General features: G+C 53.7%; 10 protein-coding genes. 4 read left to right on the forward strand and 6 right to left on the reverse strand.

Going from position 1 to position 12,100, the window contains the following annotated elements; translation table 11 throughout:
• Window positions 1-159: 159 nt before the first annotated feature.
• From Q8O92_12720 to Q8O92_12740, 5 genes are all read right to left on the reverse strand, one after another.
• Window positions 160-2,343, reverse strand: coding sequence for a UvrD-helicase domain-containing protein (locus tag Q8O92_12720; GenBank protein MDP2984178.1), 2,184 nt, complete (start codon window positions 2,341-2,343; stop codon window positions 160-162).
• 78 nt (window positions 2,344-2,421) lie between these two features.
• Window positions 2,422-3,546: a LysM peptidoglycan-binding domain-containing protein gene (locus Q8O92_12725; protein MDP2984179.1), complete on the reverse strand. Its 1,125-nt coding sequence runs from the start codon at window positions 3,544-3,546 to the stop codon at window positions 2,422-2,424.
• Window positions 3,543-4,598: an endolytic transglycosylase MltG gene (gene mltG, locus Q8O92_12730; GenBank protein ID MDP2984180.1), complete on the reverse strand. Its 1,056-nt coding sequence runs from the start codon at window positions 4,596-4,598 to the stop codon at window positions 3,543-3,545. Before mltG ends, Q8O92_12725 begins: the two co-directional genes overlap by 4 nt.
• Window positions 4,595-5,005 carry a Holliday junction resolvase RuvX gene (gene ruvX, locus Q8O92_12735; GenBank protein ID MDP2984181.1) on the reverse strand — a complete coding sequence of 137 codons (411 nt, stop codon included), beginning with the start codon at window positions 5,003-5,005 and terminating at the stop codon, window positions 4,595-4,597. The genes mltG and ruvX overlap by 4 nt, the downstream gene beginning before the upstream one ends.
• Window positions 5,002-5,520, reverse strand: a complete 519-nt coding sequence (locus Q8O92_12740; protein ID MDP2984182.1) for an NUDIX hydrolase — start codon at window positions 5,518-5,520, stop codon at window positions 5,002-5,004. Before Q8O92_12740 ends, ruvX begins: the two co-directional genes overlap by 4 nt.
• Before the next feature lie 121 nt (window positions 5,521-5,641).
• Between Q8O92_12740 and Q8O92_12745 the strand changes: the two genes are divergently transcribed.
• The 4 genes from Q8O92_12745 (at window position 5,642) to Q8O92_12760 (ending at window position 10,232) form a co-directional block, all read left to right on the forward strand.
• Entirely contained in the window at window positions 5,642-5,812 is a 171-nt protein-coding gene (locus tag Q8O92_12745) for a hypothetical protein (protein MDP2984183.1), read from the forward strand.
• A 3-nt stretch (window positions 5,813-5,815) separates the two neighbouring features.
• On the forward strand, window positions 5,816-6,598 hold the full coding sequence (locus Q8O92_12750; GenBank protein ID MDP2984184.1) for a hypothetical protein: 783 nt from the start codon (window positions 5,816-5,818) through the stop codon (window positions 6,596-6,598).
• Between the two features lie 301 nt (window positions 6,599-6,899).
• Window positions 6,900-8,351 (forward strand): hypothetical protein, encoded by a 1,452-nt coding sequence (locus Q8O92_12755; protein ID MDP2984185.1) that lies wholly within the window; start codon window positions 6,900-6,902, stop codon window positions 8,349-8,351.
• A gap of 864 nt (window positions 8,352-9,215) precedes the next feature.
• Window positions 9,216-10,232: an endonuclease/exonuclease/phosphatase family protein gene (locus Q8O92_12760; GenBank protein ID MDP2984186.1), complete on the forward strand. Its 1,017-nt coding sequence runs from the start codon at window positions 9,216-9,218 to the stop codon at window positions 10,230-10,232.
• A 126-nt stretch (window positions 10,233-10,358) separates the two neighbouring features.
• On the opposite strand, the gene Q8O92_12765 is transcribed toward Q8O92_12760, so the two are convergent.
• Entirely contained in the window at window positions 10,359-11,864 is a 1,506-nt protein-coding gene (locus Q8O92_12765; protein MDP2984187.1) for an energy-coupling factor transporter ATPase, read from the reverse strand.
• Window positions 11,865-12,100: the final 236 nt, after the last annotated feature.

Consider the following 12,100-nt stretch of genomic DNA (forward strand, 5'->3'; position numbering starts at 1 on the left):
TATCGAAGGGGGTAGAAAAAATGAAAGATAAAAAATGCTTGTGGCGAATTCTCCCCTTAACAAGGGGAGATGCCGACAGGCAGAGGGGATCAATCCCTTTAATGAAATGTGAAAAAACATTTTATGAATAATCCGGGTTAGCGAGAAAAATAAGTCATTTTATCCTTTTGTCAATCTCGCAAACTTCGGCATGATCTTTATCTCTTTCGCGCCGAACTTGATGGTGAGGGTGGTATTTTCAGCGGCGCCGGTAATTCCGATAATCTTTCCCCGCCCGAAAAGAGGGTGACGCACCCATTCTTCGGTTTGGAACCGGGCAGCGGCAGCCGGCTCGGGCGCCTGGGGGTAATCCTCGAACTCCAGGGGTTTTTGAATCCGGAGTCTGGAGGAGAAGGGTTTCTGTTCCATACTTGCTGGTTTCAGCTTTTCATGTTCCAGGACATCGAGCGGCAGCTCCCGGATGAACATGGAAGCTCCCCCGGTGTATGAACCGTACCGCGGACGCATGAGAGCGTAACTGATGTGGAGGATATCTTTCGCCCGGGTGATGCCGACGTAAAAGAGCCGGCGCTCTTCCTCCAGGGCTGATTCCTCTTCCATAGTCTGCGGAAGAGGGAAAAGCCCGTTTTCCACCCCGACGATGTACACCGAGGGAAACTCCAGCCCTTTCGCGGCATGGAGGGTCATCAGGGTCAGCGCATCGCTGTCCTCCTCCCAGGTGTCCACATCGCTTACCAGCGATACCTCGGCCAGGAATGCGTTGAGATCGTTTTCTTCTTCTTTTTCGGAAAATTCGGCGAGCGCGGTAACAAGCTCATCGAGGTTGGCCGCCCGATCCTCGAAAGTAATCGGCTCTTCATTTTCCAGGTAGTTCATGTACCCGGTTTTTTCGATCACCGCCCGGACGATCTGATCGAGGCTGTTTATTCCTGGCATCCCGGCAAGAGAGGCCATCAGATCCCGGAAATCGTTCGCCTTCTTGAGTGTGACGCCGGACAAATAGGTTCCGACAAAATTGAGCGATTCCATGACCGGAATATGGTGGTCGAGAGCATACTGCTCGATGGCTTCGATGGTCTTGGCGCCAATACCGCGTTTCGGAGCAGCGACAGCACGGTTGAAACTGACCGTATCGCTGGGATTTACCAGAAGGCGCAGGTAAGCGAGTATATCCTTGATCTCCCGGCGCTCGTAGAACCTGATACCACCCACGATCATATATCTCATTCCCTTTCTTCGAAGCACATCCTCGAACGAGCGGGACTGGGCGTTGGTTCGATAGAGGATGGCGCAATCCCCCAGCTTCAGCCCGAGATCATTTCTCTCGCGATCGATGGAGGAAATGATCCGTTCCGCCTCGTCACGGTCGTTGTAGCATTCCAGGAGGCGGATTTTTTCCCCGCCAGTACGGCTTGTCCAGAGTTCCTTGGACATCCGGTGGGGGTTATTCTTCACTACCGCGTTCGCAGCTTTGAGAATCCAGGAGGTCGAGCGGTAGTTTTCCTCGAGACGCACCGTTTTCGCTTTCTTGAAATCATGCTCGAAATCGAGAATGTTCTGTACATTCGCACCGCGCCAGCTGTAAATGGACTGGTCGTCATCACCGACCACAGTGATATTGCCCGCATCTCCGGAAAGCATCTTAATGAGGAGATATTGGGTACGGTTGGTATCCTGGTATTCGTCCACCAGAATATGGCTGAACCGGTTCCGCCATTCGGCGAGCGATTCCGGGTCGCGGCTGAACATTTCCACCGGTTTGAGAAGTAGATCGTCGAAATCGAAAGCCCCGGCCGATTCCATCAGTTCCCTGTATCGCCGGAAGGCTTTGATGATCAAGGGCGCGTCGCGGCCGGAAATGACCTTTTCCAGATCATCAGGAGAAAGCCCTTCGTTCTTGGCTTTCCCGATGGCGCCAATGATGCGCTGCGGAGAGAGACGCTCCCTTGTCACCCCCATCTCATGGAGGACTTTCCGCGCCATGGACAACTGGTCGTCACGGTCGTAGATGGTGAAATCGCGCCTGAATCCCCAGCGGTCAGCCTCACGGCGGAGAATACGGACGCAGATACCATGAAAAGTGCCGATCCATAAACCCTGCACCGGGATATCGAGCAGCTTCTCCACCCTTGAGGCCATCTCACGGGCTGCTTTGTTGGTGAATGTGACCGCCAGAATCTGCCAGGGCTTTATTCCCTGGAAAACCAGCCAGGCGATTTTATGGGTCAGAACTCTTGTTTTCCCGCTCCCGGCGCCCGCAAGCACCAGGGTAGGGCCGTCACGGTGCTCTACCGCTACACGCTGGGGAGGATTGAGGGAATCGAGATCAACGGAAAAATTCAGGGGAGGCTCCTAAAAAAGTGATAAAGTGACAAAGTAAAAAAAGACAAAAGGAAAGTCTGAAGAAACCAGATGCGGACATCACTGTATAATCCTGCATCTGGCAGCCAGTTTCACCCAGTCGCCGACAGTAATGGTCTCACCCTTGAGGGAGGTCACAATCACCGCTGTCTCACTCGGCATGACACTGACCGCTTCCAATTGCCCCAGAGATTGAAGATGGCCGGTGTCGCTCAGATTGCTCTTACGCTGGTAGATATCGAAGACATCGCCCGGCCTGACTCCGTCATTCGCCCCCTTGTCGATATACAGTATATCGTTGATATGGATGCTCAGCATCGTCTCATTGATGGCGAGAATAACTCCACGGATTTCGGCATCCGGCCTGATCCAGGCATCGAAGCGGGGACCGCTCGCGAGCTTGTAGGGCATGACCAGATCGCCCACTTCCAGCGGATCGAAATTATCCAGCACCGTGCACCGTGACTGCCTTTCGCCGGTGGAAATCGCCTTGAGCACACCCTTGATCCGCACTACGTAACCGTAATCCACCCCTGTTTCGGGATGTTTCACCCGGTCGCCCATGGCGATGACCGCAAAGAGGTCGCCCTCGCGGGCTTTATTCTGCGCTCCCGAATCGATGACCAAGGTGTCATAGCGGATGGCCGTGTCCTTCTCGTTCTCTATCTTTACTATTTTCGTGCGGGAAAGTTCCGATTGTTTGGCGATGAACCCTGTGCGCATGAAATTCTTTTCCGTAAACACCTGGCGGGGTTCCTGTAGCATCCGGATGACATTTTTATCCATTGGGCGTTTTTCTGGGACCTTAACCGCAACAGCAACTTGTGCAGGCTGCTGCGGTTGGGCCGGTTGAGGTTCAGCCGCAGGCGCGGGTACAGAAACCGGAGCGGGAGGTGCAGCCGGCTTATCTGCAATAACTTCCGTTTTGGGGCGGAACATCAGTTCCTGGCCGGGATAAATCCAGTGCGGATCCTTGATGAATGGATTCTTCTTCCATACTTCGGGCCAGACAAACGGGTCTCCCAGTTGCATCCTGGATATATCCCAGAGGGTATCGCCTTTCTTGACAACGTACTTTTCCGGGGCGAAAGCAGGCGCTTTCTTTTTCACCTGGATATTCTGAGCCGATGAGAGAGCCGGCGCCGCAAACAGGAGCAGCGCTGATATGGCAAGTACTTTTTTCATGGCACTTTCCTCCGAGATTCATTCTGTGTATCAGATTTCAGTCTCTGTACCTTATAACGGGAAACCGCGGCTTGATGCTCTTTCAGCGTTTTGGAAAAAACATGACCGCCCTGGTTGTCGGAAACAAAATAGAGATATTTGGTATCCGCCGGATACAGCGCGGCAAGAATGGATTTCATGCCGGGGCTGGCAACCGGTCCCGGCGGGAGCCCTTTATGCAGGTAGGTGTTGTACGGCGATTCCACTTCCAGGTCGCCGTTAAATACCCTGCGTTTCACGCCCAGCGCATATTGCACAGTTGGATTGGCCTGCAGGGGAAGCCCCATGTTTAAACGCCGGTGAAAAACCGAGGAAATGACCGCCCGCTCCTCATCGCTGGCCGCCTCGCCCTCGATGATGGAGGCGAGGGCAACAGTCTGATTAACCGAGAACTCAAACCATGCTGCCCGCGCTTTCAGGGAATCAGTAAATGCTATCCTGAACCGGCTCACCATCTTACGGATCACCTCAATGGGTTTTGCCCCTTCGCGGATATAGTAGGTATCGGGATAAAGGTAACCTTCCAGCGTTGCGTTGTCAATACCGAGGCTGTCGGCTGTTGTTTTGTTCAATACGGTCTTTACGAAAAGCACGGAATCCACTTTGGCCTTCCTGAAAAGAATCGAAGCCGTTTCACGGACTGTCAGTCCCTCGATAACGGTTACCTTTATATCGGGAGGAATGGGAGTGGCGCTTACCAGGTAAAGTGCAAGCTCGGAAGTTTTCATTTTTCGGGGCAGAATGAATTTCCCGGCCCGGAATTTCGGCTCATACCCTCGCCGGTGAGCTATTGCCCGAAAGAAAAGAGCGCTCCGGATAAGTCCTTTTTTTTTCAGCACAAGGGCGATTTCGGCGGAATTCATGCCGGTGCTGATTTCGATGACCGCCCCTTTTGCAGCACCGGCCGCACCGTCGAGATAAGAATAAGAACCGTAGAGAGCAGCTCCCAAAAGCGCCAGAGATACACCCGCTGCGAGAAGTATCGTTATCACTCTCTGTGACCAGAATATCATGGAAGCGTCTTCATGTATTCCTGCAGCATGAGGATCGCGGAAATACGGTCCACCATGTGCTTATTGCCAAAAGTTTTCATTTCCAGCTCGGCCATGACCCGTTTGGCCTGCATGGTGGTCATGCGCTCATCCCAGTATATCACCGGAAGCGAGGTTCCTCCTGCCAAAACCTCCCCGAACGCCCGGACCTTCCGGCTCTTCTCGCTCTCGCTGCCGTCCATGTTGAGAGGCAAACCGATGAGTATTTTCCCGACCCCGTGCTTATTCACTATCTCTGTCACCTGTTTCAGAATTTCTTCTTCCGAGTCGGCAATGACAGTATCCAATCCCTGGGCGGTTAAACCGAGCTCATCGGTTATTGCGAGGCCGGTCCTCCGCTCTCCGTAATCGATGGATAGAATTCTCATGTGTCGCCGCCCGTTTTCATCGCATCTGTAAGGACCTTCTCATGCACCTTAAACGCAAGCGGCGGGGTCTTTCCCACCTCGAACCAGCGAACCTCGGCGGCGTCATCCCCCGCTGTCGGCTCGCCCTGCCAGTCATGAACCCGGTAGGCCAGGAGGAGAACATGACGCCTGGCGCCGGTAATGCTGTCATACGCGCCCATGATGGAAATTTTTCCCGCGGTGATTCCGGTTTCTTCCAGGAGCTCCCGCCGGGCGCCCTCTTCAGGAGATTCACCCCATTCCAGGAAACCGCCGGGAAGACACCACTCCCCATAGTGCGGTTCGATGTTCCGCAGGGTGAGCAGCACCTGCCGGTTATTCAGAACCACAAGCGCGGCAGCCGGATAGGGATTCACATAGATGACATGCCCACAGGTCATGCAGACCGGCCGATGTCTCCCCTCACGGTGAATCACCCTGACCGGCGCTCCGCAAATCGGACAGTAGTTGAATTCAGGGAGTTCAAGCTTTGTCATGGGCTTAATATAATCCCATGAAGGATGGGGGGAAAGGATAAAGTAAGGACGCGGGCCTTACTTTAACATCATGATTTTCTCGGTCTTTATCACGTTTCCCCAGGAAAGAGACACGATATAGATGCCGCTGGAGACCAGGCTTCCCCGGTCATTCCGTCCATCCCACCTGATCGGGACCCTTTTCGCCAAGCCGTACCACGCGTGGGAGCCACGAAAAACGCTTGCATTCAAACCGCTTCACGATATATTTGTAAAAAGCCCATCAACCGGATTCGCCCGTGTTGCACAGTGAATCGTGTTTAGACTGATTGAGATGGAAGAATGGGGAGGTATAGCGGTTGTGAGGGAAAAAGCGTTTCTGTTCATGGGAGTTCTGGCGGCGCTGCTGACGCATGGGACTGCGGATGGCCAATGGAAAAACATGGCCCGGGATACATTCGGAATGATTGGATATGTCACCATCGGAGTCAATATGACCGGTCTTGGTGACTTGAACGATACCCTGAAGGAAAACGGCTTCCCGACCACCAGCACCCTGGCCGCCTCCTGGGGCGGCGGAATGCACGGGGTATGGAAAAACAGGATCGTTTTCGGAACGAATTACCAGCGCCTGTTTTCCAAAAGGGGAGAAAATGACCGTTTTCTGACCAGGCTGTCCAGCAGCATGAAAATGCTCGATCTCGGTTATCTGGCTTGGAAAGGGCAAAACATACAGGTTTACCCGCTGATCGGAATAGGCATGGTGTCTGAGAATCTGACGGTGTATCCCACTGGCAGAGTATCATTCGGAGAAATCATGACCGATCCCGGGCGGGGTTCGAATCTGAGCAGACAGGGGCTGCTCCTGGATATCGGAGTACAAACCAACCGGTTCGTCATGAAGCGGGCGAAAAAGCAGTATTCGTGGGGATTCCGCGCCGGATACCGGTTCGTCCCGGCGCAGTTGTCATGGAGCATGGATGGTTCCAAAGTGGACGGCGGACCAGAGAGCGGTGTCGAGGGCCCCTATCTGTACTTCAACTTCGGAGTGGCGGGGCTTATCAGTGCGATTCGGGAAAAGGAAATCGAGGGAGAGTAGTAACCAAAGTCTACTTCTCCGAGTAGATTTCCTCGTCGGAGGGAAAAATTCCCGGAGCGTATATCCTCGATGTACCGCCGGAAGCAGTCCGCGGCAATCTCCCCGAGTTCGGCGTAGCGCCGCGCGAACCGCGCCTGTTTAATACAGACTGTATATTTCGTTAGGCCAATTGGGGGTGCCCGAAGATGATTCAATTACGCTACACTGCAGATGCAAACGCTCCAGTTCTGAACCGATGAGACGCCATTTCCACATTCCACTTGCACTCTTGATCCTCGCTGCCATCGGGGCGCGAGCTTGGTTGTTGTTCAGCACGCCGCATATGCCTGGCGTCAATGGCGCATACTATCTCGTGCAAGCTCGTTCGCTTCTGGAAAAAGGCGCTCTGGGATTGCCGGACATGCCGCTCACGTTCGCACTGCACGCAGCGTTGGCGAAGCTCATATCGTGGTTCAATGGCGGGAATATTTCCGCCGCTATTGTCCTGGCGGTGAAACTGGCGGATGCCGTGCTGCCACCGATTGCCGCATGGCCGGTGTGGTGGCTCGCGGCGGTGTGGTGTGAGCGGCGTGGACAAAGTCGAACCCTCGCACTCGTGCCCGCCGGCATTGTCGTGCTCAGTTCGCCCCTGCTAGTGATGGTGGGCGATTTGCAGAAAAATTCGCTCGCGTTCGTATGGCTCGCGGGGCTGATTGCGATAGCTGCGGCTTTCCTCCAGAGTCCCAACTGGAAACGAGCGCTGGCATTGCTCGCCTGTCTCGCGTTGGTGGGTTTGACTCATGTTGGCGTGCTCGGTTCGGCTTTGCTCTTCGCTGCTTGCCTCGCGATGAGTGTTGCCGTGCTGCAAAACAACAGGCGGCGTCTCAAGCTGCTGCCTTGGGCGGGCGCCGCGGTGGTAGTTGTCGCGCTGGCGGCCGTGGTGGTGATGTGGAAGTTCGACCCGTCGCGCATCCATCGCCTCGCGGAGGCGTTCACCCTCCCCGGTCAATTCTTTGGCGATAACATGTCCATGCCCGGGTCACCGGGCGGACCTCAGAATGGCTTTCATTTGCTGCGCTGGCTAGCCGTGGGGCTGTTCGCCATGTGCGCTCTTCCAGCGCTCATCCTCGTGTGGCGCGAGCGAGCGGTGCTGGCGGCCTCGGACGCAGCCGTTGTGGCCGGCTGTGCGTTCACCGTACTGGCGATGTCCGGTCATTGGGTAGAGGGGGACACAGCGGTGCGCTTTTACCTCATCGCCATCGTCCCTGCTGCTCTGTGCGGCACCTTTGCGCTGCTGCACATCGGTAGGACATGGATTCGCTGGACCGTGGCGGGCGCCCTGTCCCTCCTCCTGTGCGGTCCGTCCGTGCCGCAGGTCCTACGCGGCGGGCAGCCCGCCCTCAGCGACAGCGCGCTGGCCGAACTCTCCTCGCTGCGCGCATTCGTCCCGCAGCCCGGTCGCACGCTCATCTGCGCGCAGCACGGCGTCGAGTGGTGGACGGCGTGGCTGCTCCATACCCACATCGCCCAACCGTCCGGACTGCGCGCCAGCGACTGGCAGCTCTACGCCACGGTGCTTTTCCTCCAATCCAAAACCATCCTGCGGCACTTGCCACCCCCCAAGGCAGCCGTTCGGATTCCAGCCGACGCCGTGATTCTGCATGACGGTCCCTGCTTCATACTCGCCCGCGTCGCTTCGACACCATCCTCGGTCAATGCGGAATCGGCCATCCGTTGGCCAAGTTCGCCGGTTGTCCCGAACTTCAAGTATTAGCTGCACTCGCCTTCCGCTCGGCATCACCCAAACCGCCTTCTCGAACTCCTTAAACTGTTTGAACCGGACGCTGCTCCGTTCCGGGATTCAAATCCGAAGCGCTGCTTCCTGCGTTTGCATACCATATATTTGCTTCCGGAGCGGAAGTTTGGAGATGAAGCTTATTCTACGGTCTCAAAAATTGTTGCCGATACACAGGGGGGCGCAATAACTTCAGCAATATTTAATATAAGAATTTATAAGGGTATAGAATTAACGGGAAAGGCAAATGTATTATCTACTAGAGGCGGAGTTCTGGAAAACAAGGAATTCTCAATCAAATGATATTTCAAACGCAAGAATCAATAATTGTTAAATATCTGAGGCTTTTGTAAAAAGTCGTGTTAAACGTAAAAAGAAAACGATTTTATTAACTACAGCCCCCTATCCCTCGGTCCCTTTCCCCATGACATCGAAAAAAGAGGAGGCTGCAATCAATAAAGCGCAATCTCCTTTTTTATTGGCAAGAATTTATTTTTTTCTTGCTTGTGATGAACAGAATAGATTTATTGTAATATTATACGCAAACGACGATTATTTACACCCACAGTCTAAACGGCAGCAGTTGAGGGATCGCTTCGTTTTGAAGTGTTATGCCGGCCGGCTGAGCTGTGGTGAATGTTATTTGGAAACCATATAAACAGTAGTTCAGGCGAGCGCTCCGCGCCGTCCCGAACTACTCAATCGAGTGGATATCGATGGATAGGAACAAGTTCCTTCCCATCTCTTCCGCTTACCTCGCGCCTGTTGGGCCACCCATTGACGATGTATGACTACAAGCCAACTTAAAAATTGAATTATTCGTGTGTCAGGAGGCTTTTCCCAATGCCCTATTACAAAACAATCGACAATAGTTCCCTGGGAGGTAGGCGGACAGCCCAGAGATTGCTCAGGTTGAAGAAAACTCTCGATGAGGCGATTCCTGCTAAAACTGTCGACAAAACCTTGTTATTAGCCAGTTGGAATATCCGAGAGTTTGGCGGTGACAAATTTGGCGAGCGAGAGAAAGAACCCCTCTTCTACCTTGCCGAAATCATGTCTCGTTTTGATTTAATTGCTCTGCAAGAAGTGCGTGACAATCTGGATGCACTCGATGAGTTAATGAATATTCTCGGTGGGTGGTGGAAATACCTTGTCTCAGATGTCACCCTCGGTCGGCAGGGGAACCAAGAACGCCATACTTTTATCTATGATACCCGCAAGCTATCATTCGGTGGGTTAGCTGGAGAATTGTTTCCCCCTTTAACCAAAGAAGGAGATCAGCTAAAGTCAGAATTCGCATTCGCACGGACTCCATATCTGGCTGGCTTTCGCGCTGGTTGGTTCAAATTCTCGATCTGTACCCAACACCTCTATTACGGTAAGGCCAAACCGGACGACCCGCAAAGGCAAAGGGAGGCAGAAACAGTGGTCGAATTACTACGAGTGCGAATGAAGTCCAAGGATTGCTGGGCGAATAATGCCATTTTGGTGGGCGACTTCAATGTCTTCTCGACGAATGATAAAACATTTTTGGCACTCGAAAAGGGAGATTTCCATATCCCCGCCAATCTCAGAGGAAAGTACACAAACGCAAAACTCGACAAACCATTTGACCAGATGGCCTTCCTTGCGCCAGACATTGAGAAACAAATAAACTTAGCAAAGGCTGGTGTTTTCCCTTTCTTTGAATATGTCTATTGCGATTCGGATCGAGAAATATATCTTCCTGACAAGGATGACAAGACCTACAAAGAGTGGCGAACCTATAAAATGTCCGATCATCTTCCAATCTGGGTTGAACTCGAAGTAGATTTCGGCAACGATTACTTGATGCGAAAAACCAAAGCGCCTGAACATTAACCTGCTATCTAACCAGATAACATTCCATCGCTGGTGGTATTACATGCTGTTGGAGTGAACGCAAACAACGCGTCGCTCAACAGTAAGGCGTTCTCCGGTGATACCTCTGTAAAAAACCCGCGTAGACTATTTTTTCACCTTCCCCAGCCACGTTGATTTCGCAAACACATCTTCAATCTCTCCATAGGTTTCAATACGCCCATGGTCGAGCACAAGTGCGTATTCGGCAAGACTCCCGGCAGCCTCGAAGTCGTGGGTGGAAAAGAGAAGCGTTCCCCCGCCCGCCAGGTACTCCTTGAGAAATCCTGCCACCAGGGCGGTTCCCCGGAGGTCAAGTCCGGCGGTAGGCTCATCGAGGATAAGCACCTCCGGCCTCATGGCAAGGACTCCGGCGAGGGCGGCGAGGCGTTTTTCCCCTCCGGAAAGGGCGAGGGGATCACGGTCACGGTAAAGTGGAGGGTCGAGGCCGACAGCCCGGAGCGCCTCTTCCACAGTCCGTGCTATTTCTGCTTTCGGTATCCCCACATTCTCCGGGCCGAAGGCGACATACTCCCCTACAGTGTCTCCGAACATCTGATCCTCCGGGAACTGGAACGCCATCGCCCGTATGGGATTCCCCTGCACCTGTACATGTCCGGCGTCAGGGGCGGTTATTCCGGCAGCAATCTCAAGCAGGGTGGTTTTCCCGGAACCGGCCGGCCCCAGAAGAACGGTGGATGTCCCGCGAAAGAGGGTAAGGTCAATGGCATCCAGCGCCTTTTTTTCAAAGGGCAGCCCGCGGTCATACCAATAGGACACATTTTCCAGGCGAATGATTTGGCCCGCTGATTCGTTCTTTTTCTGAATTTGGGCAGCGAGCGGTTTGGCAAACAGAGCGCCGGTTGGTTCAATCCCCCTGATTCCCAGGCCGGCGGTGTCGCGGAGCACATCAGAAGGAGCGCCGTCACGGCAGATTCCCGATTCTTCCGGGGTCCCCGCTTGTACAAAGTACGAGTGGGGTGGAAGTAGAACAACCGCCCGGTCTGCGTGGAGCGCTTCAAGGGCGAACTGGGTGATGTGGATGACCGTGGCCCCACAGCGCGCCTGGTCACTGATAAGGCCGAGAATGCGCTCGCGGCTTCCCGGATCGAGAAGCGAGGTCGGCTCGTCGAGGATGAGGTGAGAGGGACGCATGATCATCACCGCGGCAAGGGCCAGCCGCTGTTTTTCGCCTCCGGAGAGATGGGAAGGATTGGCATGGCGGTATTCCTCGAGATCGAAAAGGAAGAGAGCTTCATCCACCCGAAGGCGCATCTCCGCTCCCGGTATCCCGAGATTTTCCAGTCCGAACGCCAGCTCGCGTTCCACTGTGGTCGCAACGATCGTGTTATCGGGACTCTGGAACACCAAACCCACTCGTTTCATCACCTCCAGGCGCTCACTCTCCCCTGATGAAGCGGAAAGGCCGTCCACGATTACCTGGCCCCCGGTCGGAAGGATAAGCCCTTTTACAAGGAGCGCAAGGGTGGATTTTCCGGAGCCGTTAGGTCCCATGAGCGCTGTATGGACGCCGTTTTCGAAGGAAAGAGAAAGGTCATTAAGCACCGGCGGCTGCCCCGGATATGAATAGGTGAGGTGGGAAAGGGTTATCATAAAGATAGAATCCAGGAGTCAGAAGTCAGAATCCAGAATGAAAAAAAAGGTATGTCGTTAAGTAAGCTAAGGTGATCATCCGAAAGGTTAATCCCCCCTACCCCCCTTATTAAGGGGGGAAAAGAAAATTGTTCCTGGTACTAAACATTTATTAGGATTTGACAGAACCCTCTCCCTAAATTCCCCCCTTAGTAAGGCGAGGGCGACAAAAGGATAATATTGACATAAGTTATTAT

Origin of the sequence: Candidatus Latescibacter sp. (assembly GCA_030692375.1) — a bacterium.
Classification (GTDB): Bacteria; Latescibacterota; Latescibacteria; order Latescibacterales; family Latescibacteraceae; genus JAUYCD01.